We start from the raw sequence: 21,291 nt of genomic DNA, 5'->3' as shown, positions 1-21,291 counted from the left end.
GGTGTGGGGTCTGGTGCGGTCGGCTCAGCGGGAGTTGCCGGGTCGGTTCTGGCTGGTGGATGTCGAGGGTGATGGGGATCCGGTTGTCACGGGTGAGCCGGAGGTGGTGGTGCGTGGGGGTGAGGCGTTCGCGGCCCGCCTGGTCCGGGCTGCGGGGGATGAGGGCCGGGCTGGGGCTGACGAGGGCGAGCGTCAGCCGTGGGGTGCTGACGGGTTGGTGTTGATCACTGGTGGTACGGGTGGTCTGGCTGCGTTGGTGGCGCGCCATGTGGTGGTCGAGCACGGTGTGCGGAGGTTGCTTCTGCTGAGTCGGCGTGGTCCGGCGGCGGAGGGTGTGTCGGAGTTGGTGGCCGAGTTGGCCGGGCTGGGGGCGGATGCGGAGGTTGTGGCGTGTGATGTGGGGGACCGGGCGGCGTTGGCGAAGGTGCTGGACGGGCGTGTGGTGTCGGGTGTGGTGCACGCGGCCGGGGTTTTGGACGATGGTGTGTTGGAGGGGATGACGCCGCAGCGGCTGGATGGGGTGTTGAGGCCGAAGGCGGACGCGGCGTGGTATCTGCATGAACTGGTCGGGGATGTGGATCAGTTCGTGGTGTTCTCGTCGGTGGCGGGTGCATTCGGTGCGGCGGGGCAGGCGAACTACGCGGCCGCGAACGCGTTCCTGGATGCGCTGGCGGTTCATCGTCGGGCTCTGGGCTGGTCGGGAGTGTCGCTGGCGTGGGGTCCGTGGGAGCAGGGCGCGGGCATGACCGAGCAGTTGGCCGCGGCCGATGTGGCACGGATGCGGCGTTCGGGTGTGCTGCCCCTGGCTGGTGCCGAGGGGCTGGCTCTGTTCGACGCGGCGGGCGGCCCGGCGATGGTGCCGGTCAAGCTGGACCTGGCCGCGTTGCGGACTTCCGGCGAAGTACCGGCACTGCTCCGCGGCCTCGTCCGCACCCCCGCCCGCCCTACGGCGGCCACCGCGTACGCCGGTGGCGGGATCGTCGCGGCACTTGGCGCGGCCGCGCCGGCCGACCGGCCGGAGCTGGTGCTTGAACTGATCCTCAAGCACGCCACCGCCGTCCTCGGGCACGGCGACGCGGTGGAGCTCTCACCGGACCGGCGGTTCCAGGACCTCGGATTCGACTCGCTGATCGCTGTGGAGTTCCGCAACAGGATCGGTGCGGAGATCGGGCAACGGCTGCCCGCGGCACTGCTGTTCGACTACCCGACCCCGGCGGATCTGGTGGACCACTTGCTGCCCAGGCTCGTCGCCGACGAACCCACCGGGCCGGCCGCGCTGCTGGCGGATCTGGAACGGCTGGAGCGCGCGCTGGACGAGACCACGGTGGACGACGAGCGCCTGCGTCGGCAGATCGCCGGCCGGCTGGAAGTGCTCCGCGGCAGGTGGGCGGCAGGTCGACAGGAAGAGGAAGAAGACGGCTTCGACGTCGAGTCGGCCACCGACGACGACATGTTCCGCATGCTCGATGACGAGCTCGGCCTGAACTGAGGGCCCAGGAGCGCGTCGTGGCAGCGGGCGCCTGTTCGGGCATGCGTGGGCGGTGAGGGCCGGGTGTGATCACCCGGGCCTCACCGCCGAAGGCTCGGAAGGGACGAGCTCGCAGCCCTGCCCGGCCCGGGAACGACTACCTGATGGCGGACCCTTCGGAGACGGCGGACAGCGTGGCCGCCAACTCGGCGTTCACCTCGGCCTGGTGCTCAGCCAGGTAGAAGTGGCCGCCGGGGAACGTGCGGAGGCGAAAAGCGGCGCGGGAGTGTTCGCGCCATCGGGCGGCCTCCGCGACGGTTGTCTTCGGGTCGTCGTCCCCCACCAGTGCGGTGATGGGGCAGTCGACCGTGCTGCCCGGCACGGCCTGGTAGGTCTCGATGACCCGGTAGTCGCCGCGCACCGCCGGCAAGGTCATCCTCATGATCTCCTCGTCGCCCAGTAGGTCCGCCTGAGTGCCGTTGAGGTTCCGCATGTCGTCGAGCAGGCCCTCGTCGTTCCGCAGGTGCACCCGTTCATCGCGGTGTGTGGCCGGCGCGCGCCGGCCGGATGCCACGATCGCGCGTGGCGCGGCGGGCGTGTCGGCGAGTGCGCGGGCTGTCTCGAACGCGAGCACCGCACCCATGCTGTGTCCGAAGTAGACAGTCGGCAGCGGCCTTTCCCGCTCTAGTACCGGCCCGATGCGAGCGACGTACTCCCCGACGCTGAGCACCAGTGGCTCATGCCTGCGGTCCTGGCGGCCGGGGTACTGGAGGACCACGACGTCGGCGGCGGCCGCGTGGGTCATCGCGACGGGGTGGTAGAAGCTCGCGGAGCCGCCCGCATGCGGGAAGCAGACGAGCCGTACGCGGCTGCTGGCGTTGGGCTTGAAGCGGCGCAGCCAGCGCTCCGCGTCGGTGCCGGGGATGGGCATGAGGTCTCCTCTGGGCAGTCGTCAGAGGCGAGTAGGTCCCCTTCCTGACTGGAGAATCCCCAGTCCCGGGAAATGAACGTGCCAATTCCCAGTGATGCACTAGGGTGCTCCGACTTTCGTTGACACTGCGGTCTTGAGGCTGTGAATGTCATTGCGAGGGACTGCTCCCGCGAACGTTCACGGCGCGTAGCGGTCATTTTTCCCGTCGCGGCGGAAGGGAATGTCGTGTCCAAGCGTGCACTTATCACCGGGGTCACCGGTCAGGACGGCTCGTACCTCGCAGAACACCTGCTGGCGCAGGGCTACCAGGTGTGGGGTCTGATTCGGGGCCAGGCCAACCCGCGAAAGTCACGGGTCAGCCGCCTCGCATCTGATCTCTCCTTTGCGCACGGTGACCTCACAGACCAGGCCAGCCTGGTCTCGGCACTGGACTACGTCCAGCCTGACGAGGTGTACAACCTCGGAGCCGTCTCGTTCGTGCCGATGTCCTGGCAACAGCCGGAACTGGTGACCGAAGTCAACGGCGCCGGTGTGCTCCGCATGCTGGAAGCCATTCGCATGGTCAGCGGGCTGAGTGCGTCCCGATCGGCCCGCTCCGGTCGGATCCGGTTTTACCAGGCGTCCTCCTCGGAGATGTTCGGGAAGGTCGCGGAGACTCCGCAGCGGGAATCGACCCGGTTCCATCCCCGCAGCCCGTACGGGGTGGCCAAGGCTTATGGTCATTTCATCACCCGTAACTATCGTGAGTCGTACGACATGTACGGCGTCTCCGGAATCCTGTTCAACCATGAGTCCCCGCGTCGTGGTCCCGAGTTCGTGACCAGGAAGATCTCACTGGCCGTCGCTCGGATCAGGCTGGGAATGCAGGACAAGCTGGCGCTGGGCAACCTGGACGCGGTGCGTGACTGGGGCTTTGCCGGCGACTACGTCAAGGCGATGCATTTGATGCTCCAGCAGGACGAGCCCGGGGACTACGTGATCGGGACCGGCGTCATGCACTCGGTCCGAGACGCGGTGCAGATCGCCTTCGACGCCGTGGGCCTCAAGTGGGAGGACCACGTCGTGATCGATCCCTCGCTGGTCCGCCCGGCCGAAGTGGAGACGCTGTGCGCCGACTCCAGCATGGCCCGGGCCGCGCTGGACTGGGCGCCCACGGTGAAGTTCGAGGAACTGGTGCAGCTGATGGTCGAGTCGGATCTAGAGCAGGCAACGCGGACCCGCGACTACGGCGAGCTGCTGGCGGCTGCCGACAGCTGGTGACACGCCGACCGAGGCGCCAACCAGCCACACCCTTCGGACGCCCCCTCACGAACTCCTGGACAGTGCAGTCGACTTGCTCATCCGTCGATGCCCTCGACCTGGCCGCCTGGGCCCCACACATCGAGTCGGACGCGGTCCTCGTCAGCCTGATGAAGGGCATCGAGACGCGCTCCGGCATGCGGATGTTCCAGGTGATCCACCACGTAGCGGGTATCGGCCTCGAGCGGATCGCGGTGCTGTCCGGCCCGAACCTCGCCCAGGCGACCGCGAGCGGATAGCCTGCTGCCTCGGTGATCGCCTGCCCCGACGAGAAGGCCGCGGCCGAGCTGCAGGCGGCCTGCCCTACCCCGTACGTGCGCCCTTAGGACACTAACAGAAGCTGTTGATCATGTGACTTTCAGCTGGGGTGGTCGTTGGTCTGTGCGTGGGGAAACGTCAGTCGCGTCCGTGGATCGTGTCGGATGAACTGTGGTCACTGATCGAACCGTTGCTGCCCGGGCCGGGTCCGAAGCTGGTGGAGGGCAGGCCTCGAGTGCCGGACCGGCAGGCTCTGTGCGGGATCCTGTTCGTGCCGCACACCGGGCTCCATGGGGAGTATCTGCTCCCAGGAGCTGGGATTCGGCTCGGGCGTGACCTGCTGGCGGCAACTGGCCGCGTGGAATGAAGCCGGTGTCTAGGACGAACTGCACCTGGCCTTGCTGAAGAAGCTGCGGGTCATCTCCAGCCTCCAGAAAGTCAGTTGGCGCCTATGACCGGCCTACGGCCAAGCCGCCCCGTCGTCACCCCACGCCACCTCCGGATTTAACGAGCTTCTCCGGCGCCGACCAGTACGACGCCCTCCACGCTGAGATTGTGCATCGTGAATCAGCCCGATTGGGGCGCACACTGCCTGCTGCTTGCGGCGGCACGGTGTCGATTCCGGCTGGAGCGGTCAGGAGGCTGGGACGGTCCCCACCGTGACGTCCGGCCCATGAGCATCTCAACGACCAGCCGGACCGCTGGCCGAAGCAAGTGCGGCTGAAGTATCAGCGGACCGGCAGCCGGACGACTCACCAATTGAGTGCCGCAGCCATGAGGTGGTCGCGGACGCGGGCGACGTCCGGATGTGCGGGAAGCCCCGGGCGGCCGACGAGGTAGCCGGTGTTGATGGGCGGGTCCTCGGGGTCGTGGAGCACACGCAGCGAACCGGCCGTGAGTTCGGCGTGGCACAGGTAGCGCGGCAGGACGCTCCACCCCATGCCCGCGCCGACGGCGGCGAGGATGCCGCGCAGGTCGGGGACGGTGAGGGCGGCGTGGGCCTGGAGCCGCCGACCGAACACGTGACGCCAGTAGCGGCGGGCGATGGGGAGATCCTCCGCGTAGGTGACCAGCGGAAGGTCCTGGAGGGCGTTCGGCAGTTCCCGCCCGGACAGCCGCTCCGCCCACTCGGGGGCCGCGACCAGGACGAACTCCTCGTCGAAGAGCGGTTCGGCGTGCAGAGTGCGTCCGCGGGGCCGCTGGGTGGCGATGACGAGGTCGTGGCGTCCGGCGCGGAGCTCCTCCAGCAGCGGCTCGGTCAGCCCGGTGGCCACCCGCAGCTGGACACCGTCGGCCGTCAGCGACGCGAGCGAGGGAATCACGACGGAGCACAGGAATTCGGCGGGGCCGGCGATGTGGACCGGAGCCGACGCGGCCGCGGGCCGTTCGTCGGTGACGCGGGCCAGCTGGTCCAGGGGTGCCGCCAGGCGTACGGCGAGTTCGTCCGCGTACGGCAGCGGAGCCGCGCCCCGCGCCCGACGCTGGAACAACTCGTGGTGAAGACGCTGCTCCAGAGCGCGGATCTGCGTGGTCACGGTCGACTGTGAGAGGCCGAGCTGCTGTGCGGCGGCGGTGAAGGAACCCGTGCGGTGCACAGCGAGGAAGGTGCGCAACTGGTTCAGATCCAGGGTGCCGGGCCGGTGAGGATCCCGTTCGTTCATGGGCCGAGGGTAGGTGACCCGGGGGCGTCCCGGGAGCGCGCCGCCGCCGGGGAGAGCGGGACGTCGTGGATCGGGCCGCCGGTGTACCCATCGAATCGTCGATACGTCGCATCGGTTTCGTCATTGGTCGCACGGGCCGAGCGGGTTTAGCGTCGAGGACATCAGCATGCTGACGATCTGAGTCCACAGCGTCAGCGCGTCGAAACCGACCCTCGGAGAAGTGCACCATGTCGAAGAAGATCCTTTTCGTGATGACCGGCGCCGACCACTGGACGCTGGCGGACGGCACGAAGCACCCGACCGGCTTCTGGGCCGAGGAGGCGGTGGCTCCCTACGAGGCACTCAAGGGGGCGGGCCACGAGATCACCGTCGCCACCCCGGGCGGAGTCGTCCCCACTGTGGACCGGGGCAGCCTCGCCGCCGAGGTGAACGGGGGAGAGGAGGGCGCGAAGAAGATCGCGGACACGCTCGCCTCGATCGAGGAGATCAAGAACCCGATCCGCCTGGAGGACGTGCGTCTGGAGGACTGGGATGCCGTGTTCTACCCCGGCGGACACGGGCCGATGGAGGACCTGGCGGTCGACGCCACCTCCGGAAGACTGCTGACCCGGGCGCTGGAGTCCGGCAAGCCGCTCGGCGTCGTCTGCCACGCCCCGGCCGCGCTGCTCGCCGCCGTCGGCGAGGACGGCGGCAACTCCTTCAAGGGCCGCAAGATCGCCGCCTTCACGAACGTCGAGGAGACCCAGGCCGGGCTGGCCGACCGGGCAAAGTGGCTGCTGGAGACGCGGCTGCGCGAGGCCGGCCTGGAGGTCCAGGTCGGAGAGCCGTGGGCGCCGAACGTGGTCGTCGACGGCAACCTGGTCACCGGTCAGAACCCCGCCTCCTCCGCCCCCCTGGCGCAGGAGCTGCTGAAGAAGCTGGCCTGACATGGCTGCCGCCGACCGTACCCAGGAGGTGCTCGACGCCGCCTACACCTGTCTGACCAGGTTCGGTGTGCGGCGCACCACGATGGACGACATCGCCGCAGAGATGGGTGTGTCGCGGTCGGCGGTCTACCTGTACGTCCGCAACAAGGATGCCGCCTTCCGGCTGCTGGCCGTGCGCCTGCACGAGCAGGCGCTGGAGCGGGCGAGGAAGGCGGCATCCGCGGACGCCTCGATCGCGGACCGGGTACGCGGTGTGCTGGAGGCCAAGCTCGACCTGGTCCTGCACCTGCGGGGCGACTCCCAGCACACCGCCGAGCTGCTCGACGCAAAGGCCCGTCTCTTCGGCGACATCTGCACCACGTTCACGAGCGACCTGCACGCCCTGCTCACCGACCTGCTGCGCCGGTCGGGCGTCGAAGACCCGGAGGACGCGGCGCAGATCTGCGTGTCGCTGGTTGTCGGACTGGAGAACACCCCCGACGCGCGTCCCCTGCTCACCCGTGCGTCCGACGCGCTGTGCGCCGGGCTGGCCGACCGGGCTCCCTGAGTCCTGCCCGAGCGGCTGTTGCCCCCGTCGTGACGTACGGGATGTCGTCAGCCTCGTGTCGGCCTCGGCCGTTCGGGGCGTGTGGAAGGAGTTTGGCCGTGGTGTCAGAGCCCTCGTTGTTCGGCTACTTGAGCTATCGCGACGCGCAGGCGGGGATCGGATGGCTGGGGTCTCGGTTTCGGCACCGTGGTCCGGCAGGACGACGGCGATCGTGTTGTCCACGCGGAGCTGCGCCTGGGGGAGGTGGTGGTGATGGTGGCCAGTGACGATGCCGGTTACGAGAGGCCTGCCCTGAAGGGGCAGTCCACCGGCCGGGGACTCTACCTCCGCACCGACGAGGTCGACGACCTGTTCGAACGCGCCGTCGGGGCGGGCGGTACGAACGTGATCCCGCCGGAAGCGACGCCGTGGGGGTCACGACGTGCGCGCGTTCTCGACGTCGAGGGCAACGAGTGGACCTTCGGCAGCTATCGGCCGGGGCTCGGCTGGACCTGAGCGGACGGCATCCGAGCCGGCGGCGCGGCCCCGACCACGACGACGGGGGGCGGCGGGGTGCGCGACCGCTCGGGCGGTCGCCCGCCCGGCGGAGGGTACGTTCCGGACCCGATACGCCGGAGGTCGTCAACTGCCCTTTTCGCGCCATGGGTTGGACGTATCGCGCCGGGACCGGCCTCGCGTTCTTCCTGGACGAGATCGCCCGGTACGCGGCGGGCGGCCAGAACACGACGCTGTTCATTGAGACGCTGCTCGCCTCCACCCGGCACGAGCGGCTCCGCGAGGAACTCGGCAGGGTCCTCTACGAGGGCCGTGACGCGCTGGCCCGCTGGGTGGCCGGTCAGCGGCAGGCCGTCGGCGCCGATCCCGGCGACGCCGAGGCCACCGCCGTGGCACTGCTCGCGCTGCTCGACGGGCTGGTGCTCCACCGGATCATCGATCCGGAACTGGCGTCCATCCCGGTGACGGGACCGCTGCGCCGGCTCGCCGGGCTGCCGGAGACGCCCGCTCTGTAATGCTGTGCCGGTTCCGGCTTCGGCCCTGTGCAGGGTGAGGACACGGTGGCAGGCGGGGTGCGGGTCGGGGACCCTGCACGGGTGTATCTCTGGCCGGATCGACAAGGAAGCCCCGTAGATGTTGGGCCGAGGGCCGATTTCGGGATGACACGTTTTCGTGTCGGAGGTCGTGACAGGCTCAGTGGATGGATCACAGTTCAGGTGTTGCTTGCCGGCCCTGATGCGCAAGGGTGATCCCGCCACACGAGGTCTGTTCGCCCCAGTGTGGATCGTCCGATACCGCCACAGGATGCGCCGGCAGCCTCTCGGCGGCGCACACCCCTCAGCGAAATGCAGGGTGCAGTCGGGCTCGTGAGCTGCCAAGTCTCGCCGCTCTGGCGGTCGACTCGCCGGCAGTTCATGCATCCCGGACCGGAGCCGCTTCGCAGCGGCGCCCTCACCGCGGTCTCCCCTCGGGAAGCCGTCGCCCGGGTCAGGGCGGGATCTGGCACGCTGGCACGCCGTGTTCCGTTGCGGGACTACGAGAGCAGCAGGGGAGCTGCTGCCTGGTCGTGAGCAGCCATCCCCACGGCCCGGAGGCCCTCAAGACCACTAGTCAGGACAAAGGCCACCGCGGTGACCACATCCGCATGCCCAACGACGGTTGTGACCACCCCTTCGGCAAGGAACGCTGAGTCGAGAGCGGCCTCTGATCGTTCAGAGTTCCCTGCGCAAATCCACCGACGGCTGCCCCAAGGGCCATGGTTATCGAGCGGTCCGGCGCCGGGCGCGGGCCGAGAGCTCGGCACCTCCTGCATCCGCGGTATGAGGGCATTCCGCGCTTCCGCTGGTCACAGCTACGACACGAAGCGTTTGTGATCATTCACTCCAAGTCATACCAGGGTCACAATGGCGGCGCTCAAAACCGTCCTTGGGGGCTCTATGCACGCAAGAACCACCGGCGTTCGCCTCACGACCGAGCACGCCCGCTGCGGTTCCGCAGCCCATCGCCGAGGTGGAGCCGTAGGCGCCAACGGCGCCTCAGACTCAAGGCCTGCGACGGGCGGGCCTGATGCGAACCGCTCGCAGACGGGCTGGATGGTCCGATGCGCCGGACACCGGACCGGACCGATCAACTAGCCAGCTCACGCGGAGGGGAATCCGTCATGCAACGCCGTGCCGTCATCGTCGCCGTCACCGTCCTGCTCGCTTCCGTCCTCGGTGCGTGCGGAAGCGCCGCGCAGACCGAGAGTCCCAAGTCCTCACCCTCGTACGCAGCCGACAGTGTCGACGCGCGTTGCCGGGCGCAGGACTGGCCCCAGCCCATGCCCGACCTCCAAGGCCAACCGTTCGACCCGCTCGGCGCGGACCTCAAGTGCTTCGGCGACATCCAGGCGATTGCGCCCGACGGACATGACGTGATGACCGACCCGGGCAGCGGGTTGGGCGCTTGGACCGTCGCTTCCAGCAGTCCCGGCCCGGGTGTCAAGGTCGGGATCACCGCCTCGATCACGCTCCGGCTCAGGAGGGGATGAAAACCCGCGGGGTGCGACCGTGGCCGGTGTGATCCACCTGATCGGCGCCCCGCTCCGTCTGTCCTTGGCGCGGGACCACCCCGAGCCGGTGCCGGCCCTCGAGCCGTTCTATGCAGGCCCGACCGAGTGGGCGGCGCTGCAGTGTCTCGAAGCGGGAGGTCATCGCGCGTCGAGGCCGACCGCACGCGCCGTCGCGACCGCCGTCAGTACGGCAGGAGCCCGGCTGGCTCACCCGGCTTCCCGCGGCGCTGACCGAGGATAGAGCGTGCAGAACAGGTGGGCCGCGAGGTGTGTACATGCGACGGCGGCCCCGGCACCTCCTTGGGAGGAACCGGGGCCGTTGTGTGCCCAGGGGACCGCGCCGCCCCCGCGGGGGATCAGAGGCGGCGTGGCCGATCAAGGAGTGGGGGCGTGCGTGCCCGTCTGGCGCGCCCTTTCTCGCGATGCGTGGCCCATGTCCGGGCGGCGGCGGTGAGAGCGGCCCTGTGGGGCATTGGGCGCGTGCGTTCCCAGTCTTCCCACGCGGCGTAGACGGTGCGCGCAAATGTGGTGACGGTTGCAGGGTCGGCCGCACGGTAGGCGGAAACCTGCCGGGCGACCGTCTCCGCCTGTTCCGGTGTATGGCCAGCAGAGATGAGTCGGGGCACCGTGAGCGCCGTGTCGGCCCACGTCGGAGCAGGGCAGGAAAGGGCCCAGTCCAGTAGCAGTAGCTCCCCGCCCCGGGTGATCAGCATGTTGTGCGGGGACATATCCGTGTGGGCGAGTCCTCGGCCCTGCAATCCGGGCGGTACATCCTCGGGCAGGAATTCAGTCCATCGTGTGTGAAGCGGCCTCTTGTTCAGTTCCTCGGGCCATGCCGTCTGGGAGACGACGGTAAGGGTTCGCAGCAGGGGGGCGAGATCGTCGGACCCGGGAGTCAGGTCCGGGTGCCGACCCTCGATGTACTGGTATCCGTAGAGCGTCCACCCGCCGGCGTCGGCCTCCCACAGCATGCGGGGTGCGAGGGGCGCGCATCGGGTGACCCGCGCTTCGTGGCGGTACACCCATGCCTGTGGGTCGTCGTGTCGGGTGCCCTTGATGAACGCTCGCCCCGCTGGTGTGTGGACGGTGCAGGCGAGCCGGGACATGACGCCGTGCGGCGCGGTCTCGGCCGTCTCGACGGGGCCTGTGTGTCGCTCGACGGCGGCCCGGGTCGTTGCCGGTAGGTCGTGCCATTCGATGCGGTCCACCCGCGGTCTCCTGCGTTGGTCGAGCGAAACGGGGTCGGTCCCCGGCCTGGCCACAGCGTGACACAGACCGAGGACCGACAAGGGGGGACTACTTCGGGTGGTTGGGGCTGTCCGAGCAGTTCGCGTGACACTGCGAGCAGTCGGCGACGTCCAGCTCGGGCCAGAACTCCATGTCGATCTCGTACCCGGCGAGGGTGATCGAGTCGGCGGTCAGCGCGCGCAGGGCCTTGCCGCCGCCGTGCTCGTCCTTGTCGAGGAATCCGGGCTGGTGGTGCAGGAAGCGGCCGAACCGTTGCTGGCAGAACTCGGCGTACGCCTTGGTGTGGAGCAGGAAGGCGTGCCAAAAGTCGTCGACGAGCGGTGAGGGGCTGAGCGGTCGGTCGGCGTAGTCGCATGCGGCGAGGAAGGCGAGCATCTGGCCGGCGCCTCGGTCTGCCTTCTCCTCGGTCAGCTGGGGGAACTTAGAGGTCGTTTCTTATGGCTGCCTCTCGCATGAGGTGCGGAGTGCCATCAGTGCGTCCCAGCCGCTTCCCTGGGTGAGGACCTGGAGGGCGACGCCCTGGTCAGTGTCGAGGATGACGTACTGCTCGGGGGTGTAGGACAGGTCGCCCCAGGGCTCGCGGGTGTGGGCTCGGGCCAGAGCCCGACCACACGCTGTGCAACTGATCCAGGGGATCAGGAGGAGGTGATCGGGCAGGCCGACTGTGGTTCCGGGCAAGGGTGATCTGGCCGTGTCTTCGATCAGCTGAAGGGCTGATGCGGTTCCGTTGCCGGGGCACTGGGAGAGGAGGGGTCCCAGCGGCAGGGGCCACATTCCCCAGGCTTCGGCGACGATGGCGATCTCGGCCCGGGTGGTCTCATCTATGGCCACTTGGTGCTTTAGCAGGGCAGAGACGAGCAGCTCAAGGCCGCCTTCCTGTTCGCCGATGCCCCAGAATTCCAGCACTTCCTGGGCATCTTCGGGCGGTAGGAGTGCGGCGAGCCGGTGCCATACGGCAGCTTCACTGGTCACTCTTGGAGGCTAGTACTGGCGGGCACGAGGTGAGCCGGCGGTGGCAGATGAGGGCTGCGGCTATGCCGACGAAGGCAAGGAAGTGTTCGGCCTTGCGCTCGTAGCGGCGGTGCAGACGGCGGCAGCCAGCGAGCCCGGAGACCGTTCGTTCGACGACCCAGCGGTGTCGGCCGAGCCGTTTTGAGGACTCGATGCCCTTGCGCGCGATGCGGTGGCGGATACCGCGCTTGCGGAGCCATCGGCGCAGGTGGTCGTAGTCGTAGCCCTTGTCCGCGTGCAGCTTCGCCGGCCTTCGTCGGCGTGGGCCGCGGCGGGACCGGATGGGTGGGATCCCGCGCACGAGCGGTTCAAGGCCGAGGCTGTCGTGCATATTGGCGCCCGAGATCCCCAGCGAGATCGGCCGTCCGTTCCGGTCGGTGACCAGGTGGATTTTCGATCCCGGCTTGCCGCGGTCGGTCGGATTCGGTCCGGTCAACGGCCCCCTTTTGCGGCCCTCAGGCTGACTGAGTCGATCGCGCACCGCGACCAGTCCAGCTCGCCCCGAGCACCGAGCTCGTCGAGGATGACGCGGTGGAGCCGGGCCCAGACACGGTCCCGGCTCCACTGGGCGAAGCGCCGGTAGACGGTGGGCCAGGCCGGCCCGCCACCGGCGGAAGCTGCCGCCACGTGCAGCCCGAGGTGGCCACGAAGATGATCGCTGCCAGACATTCACGGTCACCGGCCCGCCGTCTCCCGCCGCCTTGCGGGCGTATGACCTCCGTCGACGGGACCACCCGCCGAAACAGCGTCCACAACTCGTCCGGCACCAACCGCTCCACCAGATCAGTCATGCACGGCTCAACGAGTGATCACACCATTAGAAACGGTGTCTTAGCGCGTTGCGGATTCGAGCGGTGACGAAGGCCCAGGGTTGGATGGCATCGTGGAAGAGCCACGTGCAGACCTCCGGCCCGAGGTCTTCAGCCAGCGTGCGGAGGCGTCGGTCCAGGGACACCTCCGTGAATTTGACCGCGTCACGTACGGTCCGCCGCTCACGGGCCGTGAATGTGAGCGACTCCGACTGCTTGAGAGCCTCCTTCACGCGTTCTGCGAAGGGGTGTTCGGTCGGCTCGGCATGCAGCGCCCGATGCAGCGTCTCGGCCGCGTTCACGACGTCCAAGAGCTGAAGCTGGAGGGAGTCCGAGCGCGACGAACGGGGTTCCACCGCGTCCAGCGGGACTGAGCAGCGGCGTGCCACCTCCAGCCATGCGGGAAGGAACGACGGCATGTCCGCGACGTCGGGGGCCAAAGGGAGCGGGGCCACCATGTGGGAGGGAAGCGTTTCGGGTTCCTCGCCGTCATGAGGATCCACGTCGAGGACGTGTGGGCGAGTACCTCCGTCGGGGAATCATTCCGGAAAGACGCGCAGGTTGAAGACGCTCACCGGTTCGTCGACCCCAATGGCGACCAGAGCCCTCAGCGGCCGCGCAACATCCCTGTCAATGGCGTCCAGAGTGGACCCGGAGGGTCTGTCGACCATGGCAGCCACCCGCTCACGCAACGACTTCCTGCGCCGGCCCTGATGGATTTCCTCCCGGACGCCGATGGTGATCGATCCACCGTCTACGGGGACGGTGACGTCGGCGGGTGCGGTGTAGGTTTCTGGGCGTACTTGGGGACCGCGCAGCCCGCTCAACGGCCACCACGCCGGAAGCCCGGTGATCTCGAATGACGCGGCGGAGTAGAGGGTTGCTTCGGTGACGTGGCCTCCGCGGACGAGGCTGCCGACCCTCCACGTCATCACCCACTGGTCATCCGTGCTCTCAGTGGCGTCGGGGTTCACACCGGTCACGTCGTTGAGGTAGCAGTGCCGGAGCGTGTAAAGAGTGCCCAGGCAGGAACCCCAGATAGTGGTCGGCGGGACCAGCCGGAGCCCTGTGTCCCCGCCCCAGTCCGTCAGCAGGGTGCCGATGAGGTCGAGTTGCCATCCGTCATCGATGCGGTTCAGTGCCCCCGGTACTCGCACCGTCGGTGCATCAGGGGTCCACCAAACGCCATGCCGCTGCTCTCCCACGATCCCCTCCATAGGTCGCTCGCCAGCTGCGTCATCTGACGTTGAAGTTCGATGGGCGCAGCCGGCGTTTGCTCAACTCCTATCGTCCACCCGGCGGTGAGGGGCCGGACTGTCCTGGTGTCCACAGCGGGGACGTCCTGGGCCGTGGCGAGGAGTCGGCCAGCAGCGACATCACGCCTCCGGGGATGCCGAGCTTCGCCAACGCCCAGTCGAGCAAGGCAGCTTCGGTATCACACATTCGAGCGATCACGCTCGTCTGCTCGGGCAGGAGAATTCTGCGCGGGATCACGATCGTCTCGCGAACCCGGTCGAGGGGGAGCCCTCGGAGGAACCCCTGCGCGGCTGGCCGCGTCGCGTCCTCGTCCTTTGGCAGTGGCAGGCGTCGGCGGGCAGCGTTCGATACGACGATCCCGGCGACGTGGACGTAGTCCACCAACAGCGGCCCGAGCAGGTCTGCGAGGGCGTCGGTCTTGGCGGCGAGCGTCAAGTCGGCGAATGGCATGGGGAAGTGGAAGAGGCCGCTGTGGTCCTCCACCCAGATCCAGGCGGTGCCCGCTCCCGCCGTTTTGGCGCACTTGCCGCGCACCTTGCTCAAGAGGCGCTGGCCCTGGTCACTCTCCACCGTTTGTCCGGTCAGGGTGGTGCCGTGAGGAGCTTGGCCGGGGTGGGCCGTCAGCCGACTCCCGCCCTTGCTGAGGACGTCGACCACTGCGCCCGACACCGCGCACTCGTTAGCAGCTTCCTCGGTCCGCGTTTTCCATGCCTCGAAGTCGTGACGGTTGAGCTGCTCGGGGAAGTCGCCTTCCCAGTAGATCTCCCTGTCCAGAGTGAAGAGGTGTGACCGGCACCTTTGACGGAACTCCTCATAGTCCTGGAACTTCTGGTCCTCGGCGAAGGTAACAACCTCGATGAAGACCGGACCGATCTTGACGTCGCCGGGACCGCCACTGGCCTTCGTCGGCTCCAGCTCGACCCGGTGTCCGCGGGACGCCCCCAGGAGAGCGAGCCGGGCCTGCGTCTGGGTGTGAAGGAACCGGGACAGGGTCACATCGCGGCGGGCATCGCGCCTGACCGCAGTCAGTCCAGGCACTCCCGCTTCCTCAAGGTAGGCGTACGCGGCCCACCAGCGGATCGCTTCCACCCAGGCTCCCCGCTCCGCTCCGGCGAGGTACTGGAGCACCGGTGCATGTCGGCCCAGACTGACGAACGTGTCACTGGCCCGGCCCGAAGCAGGGGAGGGAGTCACCGCCTTGGGTAGCCAGCGGCTGTCGAAGAAGGCGGTGAGGCCGGCCACCGCACGTGCGGTCACCTCGTGACCTGCACTGGAGAGGTAGGTGGCGCCCTCGGGAGAACCGAACCACGCCTGCCAGTCGATCGCGCGGTCGCCCTGGTCGATCGCGTGCCATATCTCTTTGTCGCGAGGGTGCATGTCGGTCAGCATGAAGGCTCGCCGACAAGCGGCGCAGGAATTTTCGGAATGCGTCGTCACGCCTCGGAGGCGTACACCTTCGGCGTCCGGCATTGGTATCGGTAGCCGGCAGCGGCGGTTAGGAGCGGACAGCGGCGAGCTGTTCCAGGATGGCCCGTAGATCGGCGTTGCGGATGTCGGGGTGAGAAGGTGTCGGGCCGGGCGGGTGCTGGGCGGGGACGGCAGACAGCTGTGGCGGCCGGACCGTCAGCGGATCTTCGGTGAGCCGATGGGAAGGAGGCCAGGGCATGGACGGCAGGCGGTAGACGGCGTCCTGGCACCAGGCCACCGCTCCGGCGTTCGCTTTGGCAGCGACCTTTCGGGTGAGGCCTTTGCGAGGGCTGTAGTGGGTGCGCGGCGTGGAGATCAGCAAACAGGTCGGCGACAGCGGGGCGAACACCTCGATCGTCTTCGGGAGTAGCGGGGGAGTCAGGGAGAAGCTGCCGTCCTTGCGGCGCAGTGCCACCCCGCTGTCGGGGAGTATCAGCAGCGGCTCGGCGGAGTGCAGCAGCACCAGCCGCCGGCCCGGGGCTGCGAGCACACTTCGCGTTCGTTCGAACCCTCGGATCGAAGCCCGCAGCGCCGATCGAGGATCGTCCACCGCCGAGGCGTCGGGCGCCGAGTGCACGGCCGCCCAGAACACCTCCAGTCGCTCCGCCTCGGACAGCGGCCGCCCTAGCCGTTCCTCGTGGAAGCCGACTTCCTCCACCGCCCACACAGCTGGGAACAGATGCCGGCCGACCTGTTCGTCGAACGAGCGGAACACCCGGGTGCGCACCACCTGCCAGGCCAGAGCATCCAGCACTACCGCATCCTGCACCTCCGCCAGCGCAGCTCGCCCCTCCCTCAGGGCACGCAGAACTGGTGCGCACGGGCCGTCGACCTGATGGTCCAGGTAGGTCTCGAGCGCCACACGGCGCTCGCCCTCGGCGAGGGGGTCGGTGTTGAAGTGCCGGGCCACGGCAGCCCGCCGCACCGGGGTGCGATGCTCCGCACCGGTCCGCCACCGTCCCAGTACATGTCCGTCCTCGGCAAAGGCCCGCAGCCAGTACTGCGGCACCAGGTGGTGCTCCTTGGCCGTGTTCGCTCCCACCTTCGCCCCCTACAGCCCTGCACCGGCGGGATCGGACGGCACCTGCCCCGCCGCGGCGTGGCGCCAGGGGTAGCTGTCCCAGCCAGCATCCAGCACGGGGTTCCGGGCGCGAGCGTGGTCTGGGAGTGCTTCACGCAGGTTGTAGGTGGAGCGCTGCGGGTCGGCAGCCCGCTCCAGCAGGAGTCGGCCGACGGGGGCGTCGGTGATGGTGACCAGGTTCTCCAGCTCGCTGATGCTGCACACCGTGACCGGCACCGTGGTGGCCGGCAGCTGCGGCCGTTGCACCGGGGCGTTGACGATGTGGAACGGCTCCATCGTCACGATCAGCCCGTGCACGGGCCGGTCTGTGGGCACCTCGGCGAACTCCTTCTGCCCGCTCGCGATCAAAGCGGCGGTGTTGTCGATCTGCTCATAGGCGTGGCCCAGCATGCGCTTCGCCTCGTCGACCCGCCGCTCGTTGGCCAGACGCAGATGCGCGGTGGGCCGCACGGACTTCACCTCCACCAACAGCACCAGCTCCTCGGTGACGACGATCCAGTCGACACTGAGTGCGTTGCCCCGGCCGTAGACGATCTCCGGCTGGACCGTCGCGTCGGGCAGCAGCCCCAGCTGGCGGCCGACGTAGGCCTCGAACAGATCACCCAGGTCCTGCGCGAAGGCGTTGCCGAACCGGGCGACGCCGGTGTAGTAGATGCCCAGCGGGCTCGCCTTGGCCGGGATCAGCTGGCTGACCGGTGCAAGGAACCCCAGGCCGTAGCCCTTCACCAGGGGTGTGCCGCGCAGCGGGTTGAACTCAAAGCGGCGCAGGAGCGGATCGGTAGTCATCCGGGCCCGGTCGTTGGCCTGCCGGAAGGCGGCCGCATCGATCACGAAGTGCTTCTCGGCCACCGACATGATGGTCGTGGCCGGGATCTCCGCACAGATCCGCTCCGCACCGGGCGCTTCCAGCGAGGCGGGATCGAACCGGCCCCCGCAGCTGATCGCCGACGCCCACAGCAACTGGGCGATACCGACGTAGTGCGACAGACTCGTGCCCAGCAACTCCTCCTCCCAGCCCGGACGCAGACACCGCGCCTCACGTGTCCCCGGCGTCTGCGTGAGCATCGCCGCTGCACGCGCCAGATCCTGGAACACCGGCTCCTGATAGGTCATCTGCTCCCCGGATGCGCGCAGCAGCCACCGGCCCAGAGCATCCTCATCGGTGTCCCGAAGAAAGTAGTCCTCAAGCCGCGCGTACATGTCCAGAATCTGCGACAGGTCGGCATCGCTCGCGTCCTTGCGGTACTCGTTCCCGCACGCCAGCGACACACGCGCGGCATCAGCCAGCGCCCACGGCATGTACTTCCGGTCAGGGCTCTCCAACCACGACGGCTCCAGCGACCAGGTTGCCGACGCTTGCGCGATCAGCGGCACCAGAGCGCTGGGCCGGTGCCTCCGCACCCGCGCCACATAGTCCCTGTCCCGTACGGTGCGACTTCCTGCTGCCCACGTCATGCGCTCCAGGATCCCTTGCTGATGCGTGCGCTGTCCTGCCCGTTACCGGCGCACAGCACCGGTGCCCGTGACGGCGCCCTGAGGGTCGTATGGTCTCCGGCCCCTTCGGTAAGCGGCTTGATGCTCAGATCCGTGCTTTTCCCCAGGTCTTTCAGCTTTCGGTCACCGCGTTCTCTACGCGATTGCGGTCCACCGCTGAAGGAGGGCTTGGGCCGTCCCCTTGATTCCCTCATCGTCGGCGGTCAGTGCGCGAATTTGGCCACCGAGGGGCTCTTCACGTGCGGACGGGCCCCACCGCGCGTGCTGGACGTGCCCCAGCAGCGGAATGCCCACGGCTGCCATGTTGGCCTGCACGGCTCTCAGGAAGGTGGGTTCGTGCGGGATGGGCAGGGTCGGGCCGGCGGTGATGAGTCCGGCGAAGGGATGGCGGCCTGGTGTGCAGGAACCGCAGATGCCGCTCCCGCAGGAGAACCGCACTCTGTTCCGGTGTGAGGGGGTGCTCGACGGCGGGGATCTGTGTGCCTGGCAGAAAGCAGTTCCTCTCGACCAGAGGCACGCCGTCCGTGGGTGCGAGGACGATGAAGGCGTCGACGTGTGGAGTCCTTGGCCAGTTGGGGCTGCCGACGATGACGACGACGTCGCAATGAGCCCGCCCCAGGCGTACTGCTTCCTGCAGCGGGCTGTCGTCGTAGGTCAGCCGGCGGGGGTCCTGCGAATGCGCCAGCCACGGCGTGTGCTGTTCCAGGAGAGCGCCGGTGCCGTCAGGAGCTTGCTGGCAGGATCAGCGGATGCTCATCACACCCCTCCCGGGCGCCGACCGCGGGAGCATCCAGCATGTCCTCGCCCAGGTACGCCTGACCGCTTTGGCCCTGCGCGGTCCGGCAGCCGGCACCGGATTCTCCCGCCTCCTGAAGTACCTGCAATGGGCCACCAGCACGGCCGACATGCTGCGTTCGAAGATCAGCGCCAAGGACATCGACCGCCTGGTTCTGACACCTCGCTACCAGTCGCTGCTGCACAGCTGCGGCACCCTCGCCGGTACCGAGCAGCAGGGCCTTGTCAACGGGCTCGTCGACCTCGAGGTGAGCGAGCGGGTCCAGGAACTCGAGGCCGCGGCCGCAGCACTCGAGAAGAAGACCGCGCACTGGAACGGGCGGGAGTGGTACGTCGTTGCCGACTCCAGCTTCTACATCCAGAACCCGGAACGGCTGGCCGACGCTGACCTGCACCAGGTCCTCCATCCCCCCCGAATGAGCACATCCGCCTGCTTTTCCCGATCGCCGTGGTCGACGAGCTGGACGGTCTGAAGGACTCCGGCAAGCACCGGGCCCGCTACCGGGCCTCCCACACGCTCGGCCTCCTGGACGCCACGCTCAACGGCTCGACCTTCGGCATCCTGCGCTACGCGGACAACAGAGGGGAACCGGCTGACTGGCGCGGCGAAGTGAACATGGAGATCGTGCTGGACCCTCCCGGGCACGTACGGCTGCCCATCATCGACGACGAGATCATCGACCGGGCCGTGGCCATCCAGCCCCTCGCCGCCCGCGAAGTACGGCTGCTGACGTGCGACACCGGGCAGCACACACGCGGCCGCGCCGCCGGGGCTGAAGGTGACGAAGGTGCCCGCGAGGACCCGGGCCCGGAACCCGACTGGGAGGCCTTGGACAAGCCTGGCAACGGTATGCGAACCAGGCGTCGCGAGCGGCAGGCCGCCGAGCAGGGAGAGGCGTCAGTCGAGTAGTTCCGCACCGCTCTGCCCTTCCCGCCGACGTCACTCGTTCAAGTCAACGAGAGGCTCAGCGCGCGGTTAGCAGACTGCGGCGGCGGGTCAGGGGAGCTCGGACGAGAAGCAGTGCGGAGGGGCAGGGGGGCCTGCTGAGCCCGAGGAGCGGGGAGGGGAGGGATGGCCACGGCCACGGGCCGCCCTAGTTCTAGCCGCCCTCGGCGTGCTCGCGCGCCGAGGCGAGTTCGATGCCCCTGATCCGGCGCAGCCACCCGACGAGAAGGCGCAGGGCGATGCCGCATCCGGCGCACCAGCCCCAGCCCTCGGTGAGCAGGGTGTGCAGGCCGTCCGTGTGCTGGATGTAGACGACCTGGGTGCCGACGGCCGCGGTGATCAGTCCGTTCGTTCGTGATTCCTTCGAGAGCAGCCAGTCGACCGGCAGCCACAGGGGAGCGACCAGGTCCCGTAGGCGCATACGCAATGCCGCCCAGAGGAAGCCAAGGGCGTAACGCGCCCTGCGGCTGGGGGAGAGGACGATGCCGTTTCCCGGATCGCCGGCTAGGACCGCTGCCCACTCCTGCCGAAGGTGTGCCCTGTGTCGGCCGGCCACGAAGGAGGCGAGGTCCACGGTCCGGCGGGCGGCCCGGCCCGGCGTTGGACGCGTAGGAGTGTGGGAGGAGGCCGGGGTCCCTTCCTCCGCGCCCGGCGAGTGATTGCGTAGAGCGGTGATCAAGAGGCTGGCGGTGGCGACCAGGATCGCGAGTGCCGTCATCGCACCGAAGAGCCAGCCGCCGCTGAGCATGTCTTGGCCGAACGCCGACTTCGGATCGAGCAGCTTCACCCCGTAGCCCACCAGCACGAAGATCGCGGTCGCCGTTCCGGTCAGGATCGGGATCAGAACGGCGAGAACGGCCAGCAACCCGGGGCGGTCGTCCTCTTCACGCTGCCCCTCCGTACTCATGCTGCGCCCCCTTCAGCCCTGGCGCGCAGCCCGAAGAACCGCGGCTTCCGTTCCCTCGCCTCGCGCGCCGCCTGCTGGCCGACTGCCGTGAGCTCGTAGTAGTACCGCTTGGGCCTGCCTGGGTGCTCCCCGGTCTCCTCGTACCGGGTGGCCCAGCCCGCGTCGACCAGGCGCTCGAGGATGGGGTACACCGTCCCGGACCCGAGATCGGCCTCCTCGCAGATCTTCAGACCCCAGGCGGGGGAGTCAGGGGTGGACGCCATCAACACCTTGATCACCTCAAGTGTCGGGCGTGTAAGTCGAATTGATGCCATATCACGAGTGAAGCACCGCGTGGAGCATATGTCGAGTACGACAGACGGATGCAGCGGTCGAGACGGCAGTCGAGGGCGCGGCGGTCGGCCGGGACCGGGATCACCGCCCGGATGCCGCGCTTGGGCAGGTGGCTGCGGATCGCTCGGGAGGAAGGCGGTCCGCGTGCAGGTCGAGGCAAGCGGGCGGTGAACGGATCTGACGGGGCGGCGAGTTGCCGCCGGGCGCCGAGAAACGTAACAGCGCTCCGACGTCCCTTCCGCGTATCGGCATGGCGTCCCAGGCCCGGCAGGCGTCCCGGGACGTGCCGGTTCGAGGTGCCGTTGGGG

Annotated in this window: 22 protein-coding genes and 2 pseudogenes; 11 read left to right on the top strand and 13 right to left on the bottom strand. The window is 68.6% G+C overall.

The window, feature by feature from the left end:
• A partial coding sequence (locus IO36_RS35275) for a type I polyketide synthase (RefSeq protein ID WP_037626240.1) occupies window positions 1-1,489 on the top strand: 1,489 nt, incomplete at its 5' end.
• Window positions 1,490-1,625: 136 nt separating this feature from the next.
• Here the strand turns inward: IO36_RS35275 and IO36_RS35270 are convergent.
• A complete protein-coding gene (locus IO36_RS35270) occupies window positions 1,626-2,399 on the bottom strand; it encodes a thioesterase II family protein (RefSeq protein ID WP_037626238.1) in 774 nt (257 codons plus the stop codon).
• 225 nt (window positions 2,400-2,624) lie between these two features.
• On the opposite strand from IO36_RS35270, the gene IO36_RS35265 reads away from it, so the two are divergent.
• The 3 genes and pseudogenes from IO36_RS35265 to IO36_RS45270 all read left to right on the top strand — a co-directional run.
• Window positions 2,625-3,659 carry a GDP-mannose 4,6-dehydratase gene (locus IO36_RS35265; RefSeq protein WP_037626235.1) on the top strand — a complete coding sequence of 345 codons (1,035 nt, stop codon included), beginning with the start codon at window positions 2,625-2,627 and terminating at the stop codon, window positions 3,657-3,659.
• A gap of 62 nt (window positions 3,660-3,721) precedes the next feature.
• Window positions 3,722-3,937: a hypothetical protein gene (locus tag IO36_RS48650; RefSeq protein ID WP_037626233.1), complete on the top strand. Its 216-nt coding sequence runs from the start codon at window positions 3,722-3,724 to the stop codon at window positions 3,935-3,937.
• A 173-nt stretch (window positions 3,938-4,110) separates the two neighbouring features.
• Window positions 4,111-4,333: pseudogene (locus tag IO36_RS45270) on the top strand (transposase); the annotation flags it as partial.
• Window positions 4,334-4,708: 375 nt separating this feature from the next.
• Here IO36_RS45270 and IO36_RS35255 read toward each other — a convergent pair.
• Window positions 4,709-5,617: a LysR family transcriptional regulator gene (locus IO36_RS35255; RefSeq protein ID WP_037626231.1), complete on the bottom strand. Its 909-nt coding sequence runs from the start codon at window positions 5,615-5,617 to the stop codon at window positions 4,709-4,711.
• Between the two features lie 227 nt (window positions 5,618-5,844).
• On the opposite strand from IO36_RS35255, the gene IO36_RS35250 reads away from it, so the two are divergent.
• The 5 genes from IO36_RS35250 to IO36_RS35230 all read left to right on the top strand — a co-directional run bounded on the left by IO36_RS35250 (window position 5,845) and on the right by IO36_RS35230 (window position 9,614).
• On the top strand, window positions 5,845-6,543 hold the full coding sequence (locus tag IO36_RS35250) for a type 1 glutamine amidotransferase domain-containing protein (protein ID WP_037626229.1): 699 nt from the start codon (window positions 5,845-5,847) through the stop codon (window positions 6,541-6,543).
• 1 nt (window position 6,544) lies between these two features.
• Complete coding sequence (locus IO36_RS35245; protein WP_037626227.1) at window positions 6,545-7,090, top strand: TetR/AcrR family transcriptional regulator; 546 nt, start codon at window positions 6,545-6,547, stop codon at window positions 7,088-7,090.
• A 186-nt stretch (window positions 7,091-7,276) separates the two neighbouring features.
• A complete protein-coding gene (locus IO36_RS35240) occupies window positions 7,277-7,585 on the top strand; it encodes a VOC family protein (protein WP_209441311.1) in 309 nt (102 codons plus the stop codon).
• A 146-nt stretch (window positions 7,586-7,731) separates the two neighbouring features.
• Entirely contained in the window at window positions 7,732-8,100 is a 369-nt protein-coding gene (locus IO36_RS35235; protein WP_051901188.1) for a TetR family transcriptional regulator C-terminal domain-containing protein, read from the top strand.
• A gap of 1,145 nt (window positions 8,101-9,245) precedes the next feature.
• Window positions 9,246-9,614 (top strand): hypothetical protein, encoded by a 369-nt coding sequence (locus tag IO36_RS35230; RefSeq protein ID WP_037626225.1) that lies wholly within the window; start codon window positions 9,246-9,248, stop codon window positions 9,612-9,614.
• Between the two features lie 377 nt (window positions 9,615-9,991).
• On the opposite strand, the gene IO36_RS35225 is transcribed toward IO36_RS35230, so the two are convergent.
• The 9 genes and pseudogenes from IO36_RS35225 to IO36_RS47555 form a co-directional block, all read right to left on the bottom strand.
• Complete coding sequence (locus tag IO36_RS35225) at window positions 9,992-10,843, bottom strand: phosphotransferase (protein ID WP_051901187.1); 852 nt, start codon at window positions 10,841-10,843, stop codon at window positions 9,992-9,994.
• An 88-nt stretch (window positions 10,844-10,931) separates the two neighbouring features.
• Window positions 10,932-11,258 (bottom strand): glycine-rich domain-containing protein, encoded by a 327-nt coding sequence (locus tag IO36_RS35220; RefSeq protein ID WP_051901186.1) that lies wholly within the window; start codon window positions 11,256-11,258, stop codon window positions 10,932-10,934.
• Window positions 11,259-11,318: 60 nt separating this feature from the next.
• Entirely contained in the window at window positions 11,319-11,855 is a 537-nt protein-coding gene (locus IO36_RS35215) for a hypothetical protein (RefSeq protein ID WP_158997683.1), read from the bottom strand.
• A pseudogene (locus IO36_RS35210) lies at window positions 11,845-12,676 on the bottom strand (IS5 family transposase). Before IO36_RS35210 ends, IO36_RS35215 begins: the two are co-directional and overlap by 11 nt.
• A gap of 35 nt (window positions 12,677-12,711) precedes the next feature.
• Complete coding sequence (locus IO36_RS49250) at window positions 12,712-13,206, bottom strand: HEPN domain-containing protein (RefSeq protein ID WP_158997681.1); 495 nt, start codon at window positions 13,204-13,206, stop codon at window positions 12,712-12,714.
• A 36-nt stretch (window positions 13,207-13,242) separates the two neighbouring features.
• Window positions 13,243-13,908: an ApeA N-terminal domain 1-containing protein gene (locus IO36_RS49245; RefSeq protein ID WP_158997679.1), complete on the bottom strand. Its 666-nt coding sequence runs from the start codon at window positions 13,906-13,908 to the stop codon at window positions 13,243-13,245.
• 79 nt (window positions 13,909-13,987) lie between these two features.
• Complete coding sequence (locus IO36_RS47560) at window positions 13,988-15,349, bottom strand: hypothetical protein (protein WP_037626217.1); 1,362 nt, start codon at window positions 15,347-15,349, stop codon at window positions 13,988-13,990.
• A gap of 106 nt (window positions 15,350-15,455) precedes the next feature.
• Window positions 15,456-16,469 carry a DUF4238 domain-containing protein gene (locus tag IO36_RS35190; RefSeq protein ID WP_078943641.1) on the bottom strand — a complete coding sequence of 338 codons (1,014 nt, stop codon included), beginning with the start codon at window positions 16,467-16,469 and terminating at the stop codon, window positions 15,456-15,458.
• A gap of 9 nt (window positions 16,470-16,478) precedes the next feature.
• Window positions 16,479-17,882: a hypothetical protein gene (locus IO36_RS47555; RefSeq protein ID WP_167347438.1), complete on the bottom strand. Its 1,404-nt coding sequence runs from the start codon at window positions 17,880-17,882 to the stop codon at window positions 16,479-16,481.
• Window positions 17,883-18,751: 869 nt separating this feature from the next.
• Between IO36_RS47555 and IO36_RS48640 the strand changes: the two genes are divergently transcribed.
• On the top strand, window positions 18,752-19,270 hold the full coding sequence (locus IO36_RS48640) for a hypothetical protein (protein ID WP_245173596.1): 519 nt from the start codon (window positions 18,752-18,754) through the stop codon (window positions 19,268-19,270).
• A complete protein-coding gene (locus IO36_RS48635; RefSeq protein WP_245173595.1) occupies window positions 19,246-19,707 on the top strand; it encodes a hypothetical protein in 462 nt (153 codons plus the stop codon). The genes IO36_RS48640 and IO36_RS48635 overlap by 25 nt, the downstream gene beginning before the upstream one ends.
• Before the next feature lie 190 nt (window positions 19,708-19,897).
• Here the strand turns inward: IO36_RS48635 and IO36_RS49240 are convergent, their stop codons facing one another.
• On the bottom strand, window positions 19,898-20,650 hold the full coding sequence (locus IO36_RS49240) for a hypothetical protein (RefSeq protein ID WP_158997677.1): 753 nt from the start codon (window positions 20,648-20,650) through the stop codon (window positions 19,898-19,900).
• Complete coding sequence (locus IO36_RS35170) at window positions 20,647-20,913, bottom strand: PadR family transcriptional regulator (protein ID WP_245173594.1); 267 nt, start codon at window positions 20,911-20,913, stop codon at window positions 20,647-20,649. The genes IO36_RS49240 and IO36_RS35170 overlap by 4 nt, the downstream gene beginning before the upstream one ends.
• Window positions 20,914-21,291: the final 378 nt, after the last annotated feature.

This window comes from Streptomyces aureus (assembly GCF_000725495.1).
Classification (GTDB): domain Bacteria; phylum Actinomycetota; class Actinomycetes; order Streptomycetales; family Streptomycetaceae; genus Streptomyces; species Streptomyces aureus_B.
This window is presented reverse-complemented; position numbering and strand designations above follow the sequence as displayed.